This window comes from Pedobacter sp. GW821-FHT01D05 (assembly GCF_059422505.1).
On record NZ_JBWKXA010000001.1, the window covers coordinates 835,836 to 852,356 of the forward strand.

The 16,521-nt window shown below is 38.2% G+C and carries 15 protein-coding genes; 2 read left to right on the forward strand and 13 right to left on the reverse strand.

Going from position 1 to position 16,521, the window contains the following annotated elements; all coding sequences use genetic code 11:
• Positions 1 to 26: 26 nt before the first annotated feature.
• The 5 genes from rnr to AC07VK_RS03430 all read right to left on the reverse strand — a co-directional run bounded on the left by rnr (position 27) and on the right by AC07VK_RS03430 (position 6,203).
• Positions 27 to 2,159, reverse strand: a complete 2,133-nt coding sequence (gene rnr / locus AC07VK_RS03410) for a ribonuclease R (RefSeq protein WP_492958319.1) — start codon at positions 2,157 to 2,159, stop codon at positions 27 to 29.
• Positions 2,160 to 2,478: 319 nt separating this feature from the next.
• Positions 2,479 to 3,513 carry a sialidase family protein gene (locus AC07VK_RS03415; protein WP_492958323.1) on the reverse strand — a complete coding sequence of 345 codons (1,035 nt, stop codon included), beginning with the start codon at positions 3,511 to 3,513 and terminating at the stop codon, positions 2,479 to 2,481.
• Between the two features lie 6 nt (positions 3,514 to 3,519).
• Complete coding sequence (locus AC07VK_RS03420; protein WP_492958325.1) at positions 3,520 to 5,226, reverse strand: ABC transporter ATP-binding protein; 1,707 nt, start codon at positions 5,224 to 5,226, stop codon at positions 3,520 to 3,522.
• On the reverse strand, positions 5,226 to 5,489 hold the full coding sequence (locus tag AC07VK_RS03425) for an Imm32 family immunity protein (protein WP_492953274.1): 264 nt from the start codon (positions 5,487 to 5,489) through the stop codon (positions 5,226 to 5,228). Before AC07VK_RS03425 ends, AC07VK_RS03420 begins: the two co-directional genes overlap by 1 nt.
• Entirely contained in the window at positions 5,490 to 6,203 is a 714-nt protein-coding gene (locus AC07VK_RS03430; RefSeq protein ID WP_492958327.1) for a 3'-5' exonuclease, read from the reverse strand.
• Positions 6,204 to 6,298: 95 nt separating this feature from the next.
• Between AC07VK_RS03430 and AC07VK_RS03435 the strand changes: the two genes are divergently transcribed.
• Positions 6,299 to 6,796 carry a DUF1579 domain-containing protein gene (locus AC07VK_RS03435; protein WP_492958329.1) on the forward strand — a complete coding sequence of 166 codons (498 nt, stop codon included), beginning with the start codon at positions 6,299 to 6,301 and terminating at the stop codon, positions 6,794 to 6,796.
• A 122-nt stretch (positions 6,797 to 6,918) separates the two neighbouring features.
• On the opposite strand, the gene AC07VK_RS03440 is transcribed toward AC07VK_RS03435, so the two are convergent.
• The 8 genes from AC07VK_RS03440 to AC07VK_RS03475 form a co-directional block, all read right to left on the reverse strand.
• Positions 6,919 to 7,815 (reverse strand): DUF72 domain-containing protein, encoded by an 897-nt coding sequence (locus AC07VK_RS03440; protein WP_492958331.1) that lies wholly within the window; start codon positions 7,813 to 7,815, stop codon positions 6,919 to 6,921.
• A 12-nt stretch (positions 7,816 to 7,827) separates the two neighbouring features.
• Positions 7,828 to 8,181 (reverse strand): DUF5615 family PIN-like protein, encoded by a 354-nt coding sequence (locus AC07VK_RS03445; protein WP_492958333.1) that lies wholly within the window; start codon positions 8,179 to 8,181, stop codon positions 7,828 to 7,830.
• Complete coding sequence (locus tag AC07VK_RS03450; RefSeq protein WP_083488731.1) at positions 8,174 to 8,410, reverse strand: DUF433 domain-containing protein; 237 nt, start codon at positions 8,408 to 8,410, stop codon at positions 8,174 to 8,176. The genes AC07VK_RS03445 and AC07VK_RS03450 overlap by 8 nt, the downstream gene beginning before the upstream one ends.
• Positions 8,411 to 8,508: 98 nt before the next feature.
• Complete coding sequence (locus tag AC07VK_RS03455) at positions 8,509 to 9,897, reverse strand: arginine decarboxylase (protein ID WP_029277861.1); 1,389 nt, start codon at positions 9,895 to 9,897, stop codon at positions 8,509 to 8,511.
• Between the two features lie 363 nt (positions 9,898 to 10,260).
• Positions 10,261 to 10,839 carry a PhnA domain-containing protein gene (locus AC07VK_RS03460; protein ID WP_492958336.1) on the reverse strand — a complete coding sequence of 193 codons (579 nt, stop codon included), beginning with the start codon at positions 10,837 to 10,839 and terminating at the stop codon, positions 10,261 to 10,263.
• 414 nt (positions 10,840 to 11,253) lie between these two features.
• On the reverse strand, positions 11,254 to 11,568 hold the full coding sequence (locus tag AC07VK_RS03465; protein WP_492958338.1) for a hypothetical protein: 315 nt from the start codon (positions 11,566 to 11,568) through the stop codon (positions 11,254 to 11,256).
• 20 nt (positions 11,569 to 11,588) lie between these two features.
• Positions 11,589 to 12,506 (reverse strand): citrulline utilization hydrolase CtlX, encoded by a 918-nt coding sequence (gene ctlX / locus AC07VK_RS03470; RefSeq protein ID WP_492958340.1) that lies wholly within the window; start codon positions 12,504 to 12,506, stop codon positions 11,589 to 11,591.
• A gap of 196 nt (positions 12,507 to 12,702) precedes the next feature.
• On the reverse strand, positions 12,703 to 14,154 hold the full coding sequence (locus AC07VK_RS03475) for an arginine deiminase family protein (protein WP_492958342.1): 1,452 nt from the start codon (positions 14,152 to 14,154) through the stop codon (positions 12,703 to 12,705).
• A 591-nt stretch (positions 14,155 to 14,745) separates the two neighbouring features.
• Between AC07VK_RS03475 and argS the strand changes: the two genes are divergently transcribed.
• Positions 14,746 to 16,518, forward strand: coding sequence for an arginine--tRNA ligase (argS, locus tag AC07VK_RS03480; RefSeq protein ID WP_492958344.1), 1,773 nt, complete (start codon positions 14,746 to 14,748; stop codon positions 16,516 to 16,518).
• The last annotated feature ends 3 nt before the right edge of the window (positions 16,519 to 16,521 follow it).

Sequence of the window (16,521 nt, forward strand, 5' to 3'; positions counted from 1 at the left end):
TGTGTTTAAGGCACAATTTTAAATTTTTAATCTGGAATTAGGGTAAAATCGATTTGACGTTTAGAAAGATCTACTTTTTTCACCCTGATCATCACTTCATCACCCAATTGGTATTTTTTCTTTTTGCGTTGGCCTACTATGCAGTAATTTTTTTCATCGAGTACATAAAAATCGTCTGATATGTCTCTTAAACGGATCATACCCTCACATTTGTTTTCTTCAATCTCTACATACATGCCCCATTCGGTAACACCCGAAATAATACCCTTGTACTCCGTACCGATATTATTTTCTAAGTATTCGGCCTGTTTGTATTTAATAGAGGCACGTTCGGCATCAGCAGCTCTTTTCTCCATAGCTGAAGAATGAACGCAGGCCACTTCGTAAAACTCCATATCTGCCGATTTACCGCCGTCTAAGTAAGTCTGTAAAAGCCTGTGCGCCATTACATCCGGATAACGGCGGATAGGGGAAGTAAAATGGGTGTAATATTCGAAAGCCAAACCATAATGGCTGGTTTTTTTAGTAGAATATATTGCTTTTGCCATTGATCTGATGGCCAGCGAAGTTAGAATATTCTGTTCTTTCTTCCCTTCAACATCATTCATTAGGTTATTTAACGATTTGGCAATTTCTTTATCCGATTTGGTATTGATTTTATAACCGAAACGTGAAGCAAAGGTTGCGAAAGTATTCAGGGTTTCCATATTTGGTGAATCGTGCACGCGATAAACAAAGGTCAGTTTGTCTTTTCCTTTAGTTTTCTTGGCGATAAACTCGGCAACTTTACGGTTGGCCAAAAGCATGTAATCCTCAATCAGTTTATGGGCATCTTTACGCTCTTTTACATAAACACCAATTGGTTTACCAGCTTCATCCAGTTTGAATTTAACTTCGGTACTTTCGAAACTGATGGCACCGTTTTTAAATTTACGATCGCGAAGGATGTAAGCCAATTCATTCAGTTTCAATATTTCTTGAGCGTAATCGCCTGCTTTATTTTCGATTACTTCCTGAGCCTCTTCATAACTAAACCTTCTGTCAGAATGGATTACTGTTCTACCATACCACTCTGATTGAATATTGGCCTGCTCGTCCAGTTCGAAAACTGCTGCAAAACACAATTTATCTTCATGTGGACGTAATGAACATACACCATTACTCAAACGCTCTGGCAACATCGGAATTACACGGTCTACCAGATAAACAGAGGTTGCACGGCTGTAGGCTTCTTTATCCAGTTCGGTCCCCTGAATTACATAATGTGAAACATCGGCAATGTGCACGCCAATTTCATGGTTTCCATTAGGAAGTTTTTGGTAGGAGATGGCATCATCGAAATCTTTCGCATCTGCCGGATCTATGGTAAAAGTTAATACGTTCCTAAAATCTTTTCTTTTGGCAATTTCAGCTGCAGGAATTTCTTCAGGAATGGCGTTGGCTTCGCGCTCTACCTGAGGTGGAAATTCTAATGGAAAACCATACTGCGCTAAAATAGCATTCATTTCGGTATTGTTTTCGCCCTGGTTACCCAGTACATGTTTAACAATCCCGATCGGATTTTTAGCACTTTCAGGCCAGTCTGATAGCGTTACCAATACGCGTTGACCATTTTTGGCTTCGTGGGTATCGGCCAGCGGCACAAAAATATCGTGCATCATTTTTTTATCATCCGCAATAACGAATGCAAAACGATCTGATATTTTGATTACACCTGTGAAATCTGATTTTGCCCTTTTAATAATTTCGACAACTTCGCCATCATTTTTACGGCCGCTTTTCTTCGCGAAAACATAAGCCTTTACGGTATCACCGTGCAATGCATTTTTGAGTTTTCGTGGGGCTACAAAAATATCCTTTTCAAATTCATCTTCGGGAACGATATATGCAGATCCATCGGCAGTCATATCAACCGTACCGATAATAAAGTTTTGAAGTTCTTTAAGTTTAAACTTACCTTTTTCTGGTTCTAAGAAAATCCCTGCACTTTTTCCTTCTTTTAAGATCTCGAGAATGGTTTCTCTGGATTCTTGATCGTTCAAATTTAATTTGGCCGAAACCTGCTTGTAATTAAGCAGCTGATTATTGTTTTTTTCAAAAACATCACTAACCAATTGATTCAGAACCAATTTTATATTTGCCGATTTTTTCTTTGCCATATGCTAAACTGAATTTACCGAAGATACAGAAAAGATGCTCAGGATGGAAAATATAGGGCACAATATGTAAAATGGATGATGGTTTATAGTTCATTTGTTCATTGGCCATTGGTTTATTAGTAAGGTAACAAGTTACCTGCTGATGGCTTAATAGCGCATGGTTGATAGCCAAGGCGGAGTAGAGAAAATTGTTACTAACTATTAGGGATTAACCATTAACCAAATAAATAATATTCCAGATTAAACCTTATTTCTGACCTTCATTCCACCTTATGGACTATGGACTATGGACTATGGACTATGGACTATGGACTATGGACTATGGACTAACCCTGATTTCCGTGTAAGTAATTTTCTTCCGCCCGGCGGTATAGCTCAAATGTATGTTGCCGCTTCTATCCTGAATAATGGCCGGATAGCTATATTCGCCTTTAGCATGGTTTTCTAATGTGTAAATATCCTGCCAGTTTTCACCATCGATTGATATAGCCAGTTTTAATACTGATCTGCCTTCCCACCAGTTTTTGCCGGCTGTTAGCGGGTTGTAAACAAGTAATTGCCGCCCATCTTTTAAGGTTACGGCATCGCTACCCGAATTTGGATTAGGCAATTGAGTAGCCTTAAGTTTTGACCAGGTTTCACCATTATCTTTCGACCAGCTTTCTACAATCACATTCTGTCTGCTTCTGCATAATAACTGTAACCTCCCTTTTGGATAGGTGAGAATAGAAGGTTGGATTACACCAAAGGTATCGCAGTTAATTTCAATCTTTTTCCAGTTTTTCCCTTTGCCATCTGATTTCTCAATGTGGATTGCCCATGTTTTTTCATCCAAACTTTCCGTACTTGATGGATAAAGGATTGTTCCATTAGGTAATTGAAGAGGTTTGTTTTTAATTGGACCTAAGAAATTTTTAGGCAATTTCTGTGCTTTCGACCATGTTTTTCCATCATTGACAGATGTTTTATATTCTGCCCACCATGTCCTGGGATTTGCACCAACCTTATAATGCAGAAATAATGTGCCGTTTTTGGCTTTAAATAAAACAGGATTCCAGCAGGCAAATCTGTTCGTATCATTTATTATCCCATTCGCGATTTCGATTGGTAAACTCCATTGCGTTCCGGTTTTTATTGACGACCAGATTACTACGTCTTTACTTCCTTCGTGTTTACCGCCAAACCATGCTGCCATTATTTTTCCTTTACCCAAATCAACCAGCGTTGAGGCATGGCAGGCCTCAAACGGAGCCTTCTCAAAAATACTAGTCTGCTGAATGATTTCTACTTTTTGCGCAAAAACGTTTAAAGAAAGAATAATCAGTATAAAAGCAATTGAAAGATGTTTATGCATTTTCTATTATTGGTGTCCTGGTATAGCCTCGATCAGTTTTTGGGTATAAGCTGCTTTTGGCGCATAAAATATCTGTTCTGGAAAACCTTCTTCCTCGATTTTTCCTTTATTCATCACTAAAATACGGTCAGAAATATGCTTTACAACAGCAAGATCGTGAGAAATGAATATATAAGTGAGTCCGAATTCGCGTTGGAGATCTTTGATTAAGTTTAAAACCTGCGCTTGAACGGAAACATCTAAAGCAGATACCGATTCGTCGCAGATGATAAATTTAGGTTGTAAAGCCAAAGCCCTGGCAATAACCACACGCTGCCTTTGTCCGCCACTAAATTCATGCGGATACCGGTTAAAATGCTCTTCTTTTAAACCTACTTTATCAAGTAATTCCAGCACTTTTTGTTTACGCTCGCTATCGTTACGGTATAATTTATGCACCTGTAATGGCTCTAAAATTGATTGACCGACACTTAATTTTGGATTTAATGAAGCGTAAGGATCCTGAAAAATAATCTGAATATCTTTCCTTAACTTCCGTAAGGCCGTTTTATCGATGTGTGTAATGTTTTCTCCATTAAGAATAATTTCACCAGAAGTAGGTTGTATCAACCGTAAAATGGTACGGCCAAGCGTGGTTTTGCCACAACCCGATTCGCCAACCAAACCTAAGGTTTCACCAGGAAAAACCTCAAAATTCAACTGATCAACAGCTTTAACGTAATCAGTCGTTTTGCCAAAAAGACCATTGTGGATAGGATACCAGGTACATAGGTCTTTAACCTGAAGTAAAGGTTTCTGGGCGTAAAGTTGCGCTCTGCGCGTGGCTATTTCTGTCTTTGTTAGTTGGTTTGAAGCCTGTAAATGTGCTGAAGCATCATCAATTTTTCCGGTAAGGAAATCGGCCACCACCGGTAATTTTTTTAATTGTAGACTAGGCGAGGGGCGACAGGCAAGCAAACCTTTGGTGTAGGGATGTTGTGGGTTTTCGAAAATAGATTTTGCTGGACCTTGCTCTACGATTTCGCCTTTATACATTACAGCAACTTCATCAGCAATTTCATTTACCACGCCTAAATCATGCGAGATAAAGATCATCGCCATATTCCGTTCCTGTTTCAGTTTTAACAGGAGCTGTAAAATTGTTTTCTGAACGGTTACATCTAATGCTGTGGTGGGTTCATCGGCTATTAATAGTTTCGGATCACAGCTTAAGGCCATGGCAATCATCACCCTTTGCTTTTGCCCGCCTGATATTTGGTGTGGGTAACTATCAAATATTTTTTCTGGTCGGGGTAATTGCACCTCGTTAAACAATGCAATAGTATGTCTTTTTGCTTCCGCTTTATCTACCTTTCGATGTAACATGATGGCTTCTGCCACCTGGTATCCGCAGGTAAAAACAGGATTGAGCGAAGTCATGGGTTCCTGAAAAATCATCGAGATCTGGTTTCCTCTGATCTGGCGGATTTCATTTGAGCTGAGATTGAGCAGACTAATATCTTCAAAATCTATTTCTCCGGTAATTTTTGCCGCACGTTCATCATGCAAGCGCATAATGGAGAAAGATGTAACCGATTTTCCAGAACCAGATTCGCCAACAATACCTAAAACGGTTCCTTTTTTTACATTAAAACTGATCTGTTTTACAGCTTTAAACCAGGTTTTTTCGTCCTGGTTATAGAAATCGATATTTAGGTTTTCTACGTTTAGCATCAAATTTTTGAAATAATAAGTTCATTTGAGCCTGTTTCCAGGCTATTGTAATCATCTAAATGGTAATGACAGCCAATTGGAGTTTCATCTTGAGCTAAGTAAAGTAGTTGTTTTGCAAGGGAAATGAGCCCTGCTTTATTCGCATGAATTTGGATTTGATTTTCAATTATATCTGTTTGGAGAATGAACCCATCTACCCAGCTAGATTGCAATCCTACTTCATCGTTATATTTTGGAATTTCCAGTTTTACTTCGACTATCATTTAGGATACAATTGTAATGTTTTCTGCCGGAATTATATCCATACCTTTAAATTTTAACAATACCTGTGCGGTGGTAATTACATCTTTCTGGCAATAGGTAACAATTCTATCGATATTTTTTTCCTCATAATAAACTTGTCTTACCTGCGCACCGTTGATGTCATCTTTAGGTGTAGGAATATCTAAAATAGCAGCCAGCAGGTTTAAAGAAGTAAAATGTTTGTAATCGCCGAATTTCCAAAGTTCCATTGTGTCGATATGGTTTATTTCCCAGGGTTTTTTACCCGAAAGTTGTAGTTGAACCGGGATTTCTATGCCGTTAACCAATAACCGTCGGCACAAATAGGGAAAGTCGAATTCTTTTCCATTGTGCGCACAGAACATTAGGGTGGGCATTTGTTTACCCAACAAAGCAGAAAACTGTAATAGCATTTCTTTTTCATCATGGCCAAAAATAGATTTGATGCGTAAAGCGGATGACTTGCCCTGAACATTGAAAATGCCCATGCTAATGCAGATAATTTTACCAAATTCGGCCATAATGCCGGCTTTTTCATAAAATTCTTCGGCAGTTTGGTCTGAACTTCTTTGATAATGTGTTTTCTGCTCCCAAAGTTCCTGAAAATGGGGAGGTACATCTTGAAAAGATGAATATTGAGGCACGGTTTCGATATCGATAACCATTACCTGATTGAGATCTAACGCCTTTAGCATACACAGATAGTTTACAATAACAATTTACAATTTTCAATTCAAAAATCTTCTATGCAAACCATTAAACATTAAACTATATTTTATAAGTTTGGGTTATGGCGATAAGTAAATTCGAGCAATCTTTAGCAGATGGTGCTCACCAAAAGCTTCATGGTTTAACTGGTAACTGGAATGGAATAACCAAAACCTGGTTCGAAAAGGATGTGCTGGCAGATGAATCTCCAGTTGAAGCAAAAATCACTTCAATTTTGGGTAACCGTTTTATTTCTATCGATTACCAGGGAAGTTTGGAAGGAAAAGCTTTTGAGGGCAAAATGATTGTCGGTTTCGATATTCCCTACCAAAGATTTACCACAAGCTGGATCGATAGTTTCCATATGGGCACACAGATTATGCTTTCGAGCGGTGAAGCTATTGCCAATGGTTTTTCTGTGTTTGGAGAATATGGTAGCCCGGAATATGGCGAGCAGCTTTGGGGCTGGAGAACAGCGCTTGAAATAATTAACGAAAATGAAATCGTATTAACGGCTTATAATGTTTCGCCAGAAGGGGAAGAAGCAAAAGCTACGGAAACGGTTTATAGAAGGAAATAAATTAGAAGGATCGTCATTCCCAACTTGATTGGGAACCACGAAGTGCTCATCGAAGATAATCTTAATGCCTGACGTAAAATGCATTAAGATTCCCGCATACGCGGGAATGACGTACAAAAAAACTAAAATAAACTTGGCGAAGACTGATTGGCCATTACCGGGATTTTTAAATCAGTTCCAACAGCTTTATTCAGTTTCGCTGTAAAATAAGCCGAAAATAACGGAGAAGATAGCTCAACATTTTGATGGACAAAGAAATATAAGTTTTGCAAGCCTTGTTCTTTCCAGCTTACAATTCTTTCAATCCAATCGTCTAAGCGTTTTTTATCTATATCATCATCGTTTGCACCAACAAAACGTACAAAGGCCGTTGGCGAAGTTAAACGCATATGCAGCATATCCCTTCTACCTGCAGTATCAACAATAATATTGGCTACACCATTTTCCTGAAATAATTGTGCAAATTCGTTGGCAATGGCCGGATTTGAAAACCATTCTTCATTTCTCACTTCAACACCCAAAGGAATTACTTTAGGAAATTCGTTGATTACGATTTTTAACCTTTCAAAATCTTTAGGTTTAAAGTTATCGTGCAATTGAAGAAAAGCCATTCCTAATTTATCTTCAAAATTACTGATAGCATCGCAATACTGTTCTACAGGCTCTTTAACGTTGATCAACCTTTTAAAGTGACTGATGGTATTGGTCAGTTTTGGGAAAAACTTAAAATCTACAGGTGTTTTTTGCGTCCAGGTGATTACCTGTTCACGGCTTGGCATACCATAAAATGTGGCATTAAGCTCAATAGAATTAAATTGAGTAGAGTAATAAGTCAATTCATCCTTAGTTCCTTTTGGATAAAACCCCTTTAAATCGGCTTTATTCCATTTGGCGCAACCCACATAGGCCTGGAAAGATTGTTTAGGTTTATTTGCTGCTAAAATTGCTGCTGTTTCAGGAGCATCAGCAGGAAGGGTATAATCTATAATCGAAGGGTCGTCTACTTTACCGAATTGCATTTTTAAAATATGTTATGTGATACTAATTACATTAACTTCCTCTTTTTTATTTAAAAGAACTTCTAATGCTGAGTTAATCTTTGGTTCTAACTTTTGCCAAAATAGTTTATTTGAACAATTCCCAAATTTAATAAGAATAAGTTTTGGAGGAGCACCAAACCAATCGATTAATTCTTTGAAATCTGAATCCTTAGAAACAATTATGACATTCTTTTTAATTTGAGCCATTCTAAAAATGGTCAAGTCATCTACTGAATGTAAATTTAGAGTGAAAGAAGATCTTGTTTTAAAATTTGTGTATTCTGAAAGCCATTTGGCAATTATAGGGGATATATTGGTGTCGGTCCAAATTTCCCAATTATTCATACATTAAGTCCTCATTTATTTTTTGTGCACTATATAAGAGAACAGCTCTAATATCTTCCTTTTCTAGGATAGGATGTTCCTCTAGAATTTGTTCCTCACTCATGCCGCTTGCTAATAATTCAAGTACATCAGAAACTGGAAATCTCAACCCACGTATTGTAGGTCTTCCTCCCATCAAACCATCTGTAGCAATGATCCGATCGAATAACTTAATTTGTTCATGTGCCATACTCAAATATAAAAAAAAATACCTCAGTAAAAAAACTGAGGTATGTGTATGTTGTAATATGTGATTTTATTTTTACGTATCTCAAATTGAGAATTGAATTAGTAACCCAGAATTTTCAATACCTGCTTACTGTTCTGTTCTTCTCCAAAAACCTCGAAATTGAAACTTTCATCGCGGTTTCTGCGGATCAAAACATGTTTCGGGCTTGGCAATAAACAGTGGTGGATACCGCCATAACCGCTCAATACTTCCTGGTAAGCACCCGTGTGGAAGAAGCCTAAATACTGCACCTTACGCGTTTTTGGCATAAATACACTGTTCATATGGGCCTCCTGGTTGTAATAATCCTGCCCATCGCAGGTAATGCCACCTAAGTTAACCCGCTCATATTCAGCATCCCAATTGTTAATTGGTAATAAAATGTATTTTTGATTTAATGCCCAAACATCAGGTAAGTTGGTAATAAAAGAACCATCCAGCATTAACCAACGCTCACGGTCGTTCTGTTGTTTACGGCCCAGTACTTTATAAAGGATACCAGAAGCCTCAGCAACCGTATATTTACCAAATTCGGTAATAATATCTGGTTCCATTACATCGTGAATGGCACAGATTTCTTTAATCCTTTTTACAATTTCGTTTACCATGTATTCGTAATCGAAATCGAAAACCAACGAATCTTTAAATGGCATGCCACCACCAATATCGAGGGTATCTAAATCAGGATTGATTTTTTTGAATTTGCAATACAACGTTACGTATTTCTCTAACTCGTTCCAATAATATGGCGAATCGGTAATACCAGAGTTAATGAAAAAGTGCAATAATTTAACCCTGAAATTAGGGTTGTGAACGATTTTGTTGTTATAAAAATCAATAATATCTTCCATACGCACACCTAAGCGCGAAGTATAGAACTGCGAATCTGGCTGCTCTTCAGCAGCGATACGGATACCTAAGTTACAAGGAGTATCGATATCAACCTCATCATCAAAAAGATTAAACTCTTCTTTGTTATCTAAAACAGGGATAATATTGGTATAGCCATCGTGCAACATATCAATGATATATTGTTTGTACTGGTAGGTTTTAAAGCCGTTACAGATAATGGTGGTATCTTTCGTTAACACACCTTTTTTCTCCAAAGCATCAACCATCGGCATATCAAAAGCCGAAGAAGTTTCCAGGTGGATATTGTTTTTTAAAGCTTCTTCTACAATATGCTTAAAATGCGAGCTTTTTGTACAGTAGCAATATTTATAATCGCCACGATAATTGTTCTTTAAAATAGCGGTTTGGAAAAGAATCTTCGCCTGCTGAATCTTCTTACTTACCATGGGTAAGTACGTGAAACGTAGGGGAGTACCGTAAGTTTCGATCATTTCCATCAGGTTTAAATCCTGAAAATATAATTCATCATCTATAACATCGAAACCCTCCTGAGGGAAACCAACACTTAGATCAAGAAATTCTGAGTAACTCTGCATTTACTTTTAAATAATTTTTGCAAAAATGTAATTTTAAATCGAGAATTAAACGGTATTGAAAATATTTTTACTGTAAGGAAACGCTTAGCCTAACTACAAAAAATGCCGGTAAATTGTTTTGAAGAGAAAGTGGGTGGTTCTATTTTGGTAATGATCTGGAAAACAGGAGCAAATAATATTTTTAAGTTTTAAGATTTGGAAAGCAGGTTTCTGTTTTTATAGGTTAGGGTTGGCCCTGCTCTCCACTTTACTCGTTGCACTCGTGTTCGTTCCGATCAGGTTTAGTTGGCAAAGACCGTTCTGCTATTTGGGGTTTGATAGCGAATGGCCTAATGAGGCATGAGTAAATAATCAAATAATGTTTTATCCTTTGCGGAGGTATTTGGTTAAAATTACAATGGTTTGTCCTTCCACCTTACCTTCAATCTGTTCGGTGTTATCATGAACTAACCGGATATTTTTAACTACAGTACCCAATTTAGCGCTCAAAGTTGAGCCTTTAACATCCAGCGTTTTAACCAAAACCACGGTATCACCTTCAAATAAACGCGTGCCATTGCTGTCCTGATGAAATTCTACAGTTCCGTCTTGCTCATGGTCGCCGGTTTTTTTAGCCCACTCCAAAGTTTCATCATCAAGGTATAAAATATCCAGACTATTAGCTGCCCAGCCTTCATTCCTTAACCTGCTCAACATTCTCCAGGCAACAACCTGTACCGGGGCAAATTCCGACCACATGGTTTCTGTTAATATTTTCCAATGGTTTGGGGCAAGCTGTTCCGTTTTTTCAATCTGATCTAAGCAGGTTTTACAAACTAAAATACTGTTATCGCTATTGGCATTGCTGGTTGGTGGAACTTCGTATACCGATAAATTGGTTTCAGCGGTGCATAATTCGCATTTATTGCCCGAACGGGTCTGTAATTCTTGTGCTAAAGACATATTGATACTGGATTTTTGGCGAAAGTAATAAAACTAATTGGAATAGATGATTGTAAAGGGGGAGAAGTAAATATAGATTATCATTTCGACGGCATTGGAGAAGGAGAGCATGTTTGCTAATCATTTGGAGAGCAGGTTTATTAAATTAAGGTTGTGCTGCTATTTAAGGTTGAATAGCGAGTGTACATCTGTCCGATGGGGTTTTCCGTGCGCTCCGGGTTTCCGTGGCAAAAATAAAATGGTTCGTGGCGACACGAACCACGGCGAGGGATCAGGTTTATTAAATTAGGGGGAGTGTTACTATGTAAGGTTGAATAGCGAGTGTAGATTTGTGAGATGGGGTTTTCCGTGGCAAAATAAAAATGGTTCTTGGAGACACGAACCACGGCGAGGGGACACCAACCAATAAAGCTATTAACCTTTTATAATTCCTTTGTTTTGCTCCACATCCTTTTTAAACTTTTCTATCCATTCTTTTAAGCTCAAAGCTGTTTCCTCTTTATCGTCATTATATACGATCCAGGCATTTGCATCTGTAGAAAGCTTAATCAATGTGGAGATATCATCTTCGGTGATGTAGGACTGTCCATATTTCCTTTCACCATTTATTACCGCATTCCATAGGGCATATTCTAAATTCTGCATCCAACATGCAGAATAACAATATTCTGAAATTTCACTCATAAATGTTGCTAAACGCAATTCTTTTTCTGTTAAATCTGATTCCATTAAAATAGATATGCAATCTGTTATTCCTTAACCGGCAAATGTATTTCAGCCAGCATGCACCTTGCACTGCCACCACCATTTTTTTCAATCGTGTAAAGTGGTGCGTAAATGATTCTGCTGTACTGTTCTAGTGTAGCAATCTGCTCAGCAGTTAAGGATAGATAAGCCTGCTCTGACATCACCAATAAACTTTCGCCATCTGCATTGCTAACCTGTAACATGTTACCCGCAAATTTATTCATCTGTTCCAGACTGATTTCGATGATTTCTTTTCCACTGCCTTTTAAACTGATGGTTACATTTAATTTCTCTTCAGGATTTCTAATCGAATCCAGACAGATTACTGCAAAACGATCGCCAATACACATCATTACATTGGTATGGTAAATCGGGAAATTTGATCCGTCTACCGCTTGAAAAGCCACTGGTTCATATCCGGTAAGCATGCAGAAATTGTTCAGCACTTCTTCATCAGTGCGCACACTTAAGCAGGCGTAAGCAATTTTGTTGGTCCGGTCTAATACCATGCTTCCGGTACCTTCTAAAAAAGCATGTTGTTGTTCGTAAAAGCTTAAATCGCTGATGTGGTTAACGTCGAAGTTTTCTTTCAACCCATCCAGTATTTCTTTTCTCCGTTCTAACCTACGGTTCTCAGAAAACATTGGGTAAAGATATACTGAGCCATCATCATGAAAAGAGACCCAATTGTTTGGGAAAATAGAATCAGGTGTTTCAGGTTGTAAAGTATCATCTACAACCGTTACATCTACATAGTTTTTTCTTAATAAATCAACAAAGGCATCAAACTCTTTTAAGGCCTCTGTTTGTACATTGGTTTCAGTAGATGCAATTTGAAACTTGTTATTTCCGGCCGTTTGTTCATTGAATTTAAAATCAACAGGGCGGATCATGAGGATATGGTTGGTAGATTGATTCATTAGTTCAATTGTTCATTAGTCATTCGTAAATCGGTTAATTGTTGATATCGGTTAATTGTTGATATCGGTTAATTGATGCTAAACACCAAGCCCCAAACCAAATAATGTGTTAATTGGTTCATTCATTCACCGGTGCATTATAAAGTTATCGCTATTTATTATCTGTACCAAAACAAATGAACCAATGGCTAATGAACTATTGAACCAAATTATCCCTAAGTATCGGTAAACTCATACAATGGAAACCACCACGGGCACGCGATAATTCTGCCGAAGGCATTAAAATCAAAGTATCGGTTATAGTTTCGGCATTTACTTTGCCACTTTCTAAATCCTGGATCAAATCTTTCACATCTACCACATTAAAACCGGCAGCTTTAAAGGCTTCAACGGTTTTATCGTTTCTATCGTAGCCTAAAACAACACCCTCTTTAATGGCTAAAAGGTTACATGAATCGGTCCATTGCTCGCGCGAATCGTAAGGGAAGAGATTGTTTCCACTGTAGATGATTTTAGTTGGCTCACTGCTTTTTAAATCATTCTGGCTAATATCATCCAATAAGGCTTCTACGTGTTCGAAGTGTTTCGGCTCACTTGGGTTTGCTTTTGTAAACTGAATAGCTGTGGTAGCCTCCAATTTTTCTGGTTCCTTTAAAAAGTTGATCGGCTCGTAAGGATTATATTTCGGCGAATGGGCAATTGAATTCAAGATTACCCAGGTATTGCGTTTAACTTGTGTGAAGACCGTGTCCAGGTGCATGTAATCACGTTTGCTTGGTATTTTTACCACGGTAACTTTTTCTACCACATCCTGGTCGAACAATAATTTAATCGCTTCGTTGGCACCATGTTCAGAAGTTCTTTCGCTACAGCCAATTAATACGTGCTTAGGACTCACCATCATCACATCGCCACCCTCTAAAGTGGTACTGAAAGCAGGTTCGTCACCTGGTCTTAAAAAGTGCATGGTCACATCCGGAATTTCGAGAATATTATTGCGGTAGTCCTCAAACAAAGGATGATTGAAGAAAATATAACGCATTAAAAGTGTTTCGCGCACACGGGCTTTTTTTGCCGGTTTGTTTAACAGGATATGGTTGTTAATGGTTGTGCCCACATCTCTGGTAAAAATTAAATTAGGGATGGGCGCAAAAATCATGATATCGTTGGCCAATGTTCCGGAGATAAAAATCTCTGCCAATTGTTTCGGATCGGTATTCGTTAATTCCAACTGAACCTTATATGTACAGCCTTCAATCGCACAAACAGCAGCCACCAGTTTTTTACGGATGGATTCGTTCTCCAGCATTTCGCTTAACAGGTTCTGAATCTCAATTACCGATTGAGAATTGTGAAAATCGGGGTGATTGGGTTTATAAAAATTACGGTTAGATGCTTCCGAATCTATTTCGGCCAGTTTTCCTTTAATCTTCTCAGGGTCAAGAAAATACATCAACAGTTTAATATAATAATCGTATTCGCCTTTACGGATGGTATCTAAATGTACAATATCTTCGAAAAGCCAATCTTGTGCCTTTGAGGGTACTACTTTGCCTAATCCACTATCAGGACTATGTATTAATAATTTACGCAACCTGCCGATTTCGGTGTTTACGCTCACTTTAAAATTTGGGTTCTGCTCGCTCATAAAAAAGTTAGTTATTGCAAATCTATTAGAAAAATTCAGATATGAGAATTGAGATGGCAGATTTGAGATAGACGAATACGTAGATAGGTTTATTTATTGCATAGAACCAACTAAATAAACCTTATTGAAGCGGCAGCTCTCGATTCCTTCTATCGGGACTATTGCGGAAAGAAAGACTATCGGAACCGACTGGCACTACAGCAGCTTTCCTAACCCTTTAAAAACCATGAAAACTGAAATTTAGGCTAAAAAATCTTTGGACTTCGGACTCCGAGACTTTTTTTTCATTTTTGACGCATGAAGCACCGCGGTTGTCAGTCTGTCCAAAGGACTCCTGTGGAGAGCGGAATCGAAGACTTCTTGAGATTGATAAAACGCAAATAAATGCCCTTAGACTACGCTCAGAGTGACATCTTTTTACAATTTATCCCTTAACTCAATAACATAGCCGATTCCTTTCGTCTGGACTATAGCAGAAAGAAGGACTATCGTAACCGACTGGCACTACTTAGCTTTCCAAACCCTTTAAAAGCTCGAAAACCTTCCACCTTAAACCTTTCACCTTCCACCTTTTTTACATATTTTTGGCGCATGAACTTTATTATTGCCGAAACACAGAAAGCGATTTTTGAACTTTACAAGGAAGAAGTAGCCGAAAGTGTAATCAACATACAAGAAACACGTAAAGAATTTGAAGGACAGGCAACAATTGTTGTTTTTCCGATTACTAAAATTTCAAAAAAATCGCCAGAGCAAACTGCTACTGAGATTGGCGAATATTTGGTTGCCAACGTAACCGATATTACTAAATTTAATGTGGTTAAAGGCTTTTTGAACTTAAGTATTGCCGAAAGTTATTTCTTAAAACAGTTTAACGAAGAAATTTTATCGCCTGATTTCGGCGTGTATGCACCGAACGGTAAAAAGGTAATGGTCGAATATTCGTCGCCAAATACCAATAAACCGCTTCATCTGGGCCACGTGCGTAATAACCTATTGGGTTACTCGGTTTCTGAACTGCTTAAAGCATACGGTTACGATGTAGTGAAGGTAAACCTGGTTAACGATCGTGGTATCCACATCTGTAAATCGATGCTGGCCTGGCAAAAGTGGGGTAATGGCGAAACACCCGAAAGTACTGGCTTAAAAGGCGATCACCTGGTTGGAAAATACTATGTCATTTTTGATAAAGAATATAAAAAAGAGATTGATGCCTTAAAAGCGGAAGGACAAACAGAAGAAGAGGCCAAAAAAAATGCACCATTAATTAAAGAAGCGCAACAAATGCTTTTGAAATGGGAGCAAGGAGATGAGGAAGTAGTTTCGCTTTGGAAAACCATGAACGAGTGGGTTTACGCTGGTTTTAATGTAACGTACAAAAACCTTGGGGTAGATTTTGATAAATTCTATTACGAAAGCAATACCTACCTGTTAGGAAAAGGTACGGTTGATGAAGGTTTGGCCAAAGGCGTTTTCTTTAAAAAAGAAGATGGTTCGGTGTGGATCGATTTAACTGCCGATGGTTTAGACCAGAAACTGGTTTTACGTGCTGATGGAACTTCGGTTTACATTACACAGGATTTAGGCACTGCCGAAATGAAACACGATGATTTCAATATGGATGAGTCGATTTATGTGGTAGGAAATGAGCAGGATTACCATTTCAAAGTGTTGTTCCTGATTTTAGAAAAGCTAGGCAAAAGCTGGGCAAAAGGTTTATACCATTTATCGTACGGAATGGTCGATTTGCCAAACGGTAAGATGAAAAGCCGTGAGGGAACTGTTGTAGATGCTGATGAGTTGATTGAAAGCATGGTAACTACGGCTCGCGAAAAAACAGAAGAATTGGGTAAAACCAACGATTTTAGTGAAGCAGATAAAGAAGAACTGTATAAAAATATAGGTTTAGGCGCTTTAAAATATTTCCTTCTAAAAGTAGAGCCTAAGAAACGTTTGTTGTTCAATCCTGCTGAAAGTATCGATTTTCAAGGAAATACCGGGCCATTTATCCAGTATACGCATGCACGGATTAAATCGCTGTTGAGTAAGTCGGATTACAAGTTTGCAGTTGGCAGTGAGCAGTTTTCAGGAATATCGGATGTAGAATTGGAAATGATTCTGCAATTGGCAAAATACCCTGCAGAAATTGCTGTTGCAGCTAAGGCCTATAGTCCGGCAAGTTTGGCTAACTATTTATACGAACTGGCTAAGCTGTTCAACAAGTTTTACCATGAGGTACCGCCAATTGTAAAAACGGAAGAAGGTGAGGTAAAACAGTTCCGTTTAAACCTGAGCAAAAAAACGGCTGATATCATTCATGCCGGAATGCTGATTTTAGGAATTACTTCGCCAGAGCGTATGTAGATA

What these genes read in the sequence shown, in the direction of transcription:
- rnr (WP_492958319.1), bottom strand. Translation starts at nt 2,159, where the DNA reads ATGGCAAAGAAAAAATCGGCAAATATAAAATTGGTTCTGAATCAATTG.
- AC07VK_RS03415 (WP_492958323.1), bottom strand. Translation starts at nt 3,513, where the DNA reads ATGCATAAACATCTTTCAATTGCTTTTATACTGATTATTCTTTCTTTA.
- AC07VK_RS03420 (WP_492958325.1), bottom strand. Translation starts at nt 5,226, where the DNA reads ATGCTAAACGTAGAAAACCTAAATATCGATTTCTATAACCAGGACGAA.
- AC07VK_RS03425 (WP_492953274.1), bottom strand. Translation starts at nt 5,489, where the DNA reads ATGATAGTCGAAGTAAAACTGGAAATTCCAAAATATAACGATGAAGTA.
- AC07VK_RS03430 (WP_492958327.1), bottom strand. Translation starts at nt 6,203, where the DNA reads ATGCTAAAGGCGTTAGATCTCAATCAGGTAATGGTTATCGATATCGAA.
- AC07VK_RS03435 (WP_492958329.1), top strand. Translation starts at nt 6,299, where the DNA reads ATGGCGATAAGTAAATTCGAGCAATCTTTAGCAGATGGTGCTCACCAA.
- AC07VK_RS03440 (WP_492958331.1), bottom strand. Translation starts at nt 7,815, where the DNA reads ATGCAATTCGGTAAAGTAGACGACCCTTCGATTATAGATTATACCCTT.
- AC07VK_RS03445 (WP_492958333.1), bottom strand. Translation starts at nt 8,181, where the DNA reads ATGAATAATTGGGAAATTTGGACCGACACCAATATATCCCCTATAATT.
- AC07VK_RS03450 (WP_083488731.1), bottom strand. Translation starts at nt 8,410, where the DNA reads ATGGCACATGAACAAATTAAGTTATTCGATCGGATCATTGCTACAGAT.
- AC07VK_RS03455 (WP_029277861.1), bottom strand. Translation starts at nt 9,897, where the DNA reads ATGCAGAGTTACTCAGAATTTCTTGATCTAAGTGTTGGTTTCCCTCAG.
- AC07VK_RS03460 (WP_492958336.1), bottom strand. Translation starts at nt 10,839, where the DNA reads ATGTCTTTAGCACAAGAATTACAGACCCGTTCGGGCAATAAATGCGAA.
- AC07VK_RS03465 (WP_492958338.1), bottom strand. Translation starts at nt 11,568, where the DNA reads ATGGAATCAGATTTAACAGAAAAAGAATTGCGTTTAGCAACATTTATG.
- ctlX (WP_492958340.1), bottom strand. Translation starts at nt 12,506, where the DNA reads ATGAATCAATCTACCAACCATATCCTCATGATCCGCCCTGTTGATTTT.
- AC07VK_RS03475 (WP_492958342.1), bottom strand. Translation starts at nt 14,154, where the DNA reads ATGAGCGAGCAGAACCCAAATTTTAAAGTGAGCGTAAACACCGAAATC.
- argS (WP_492958344.1), top strand. Translation starts at nt 14,746, where the DNA reads ATGAACTTTATTATTGCCGAAACACAGAAAGCGATTTTTGAACTTTAC.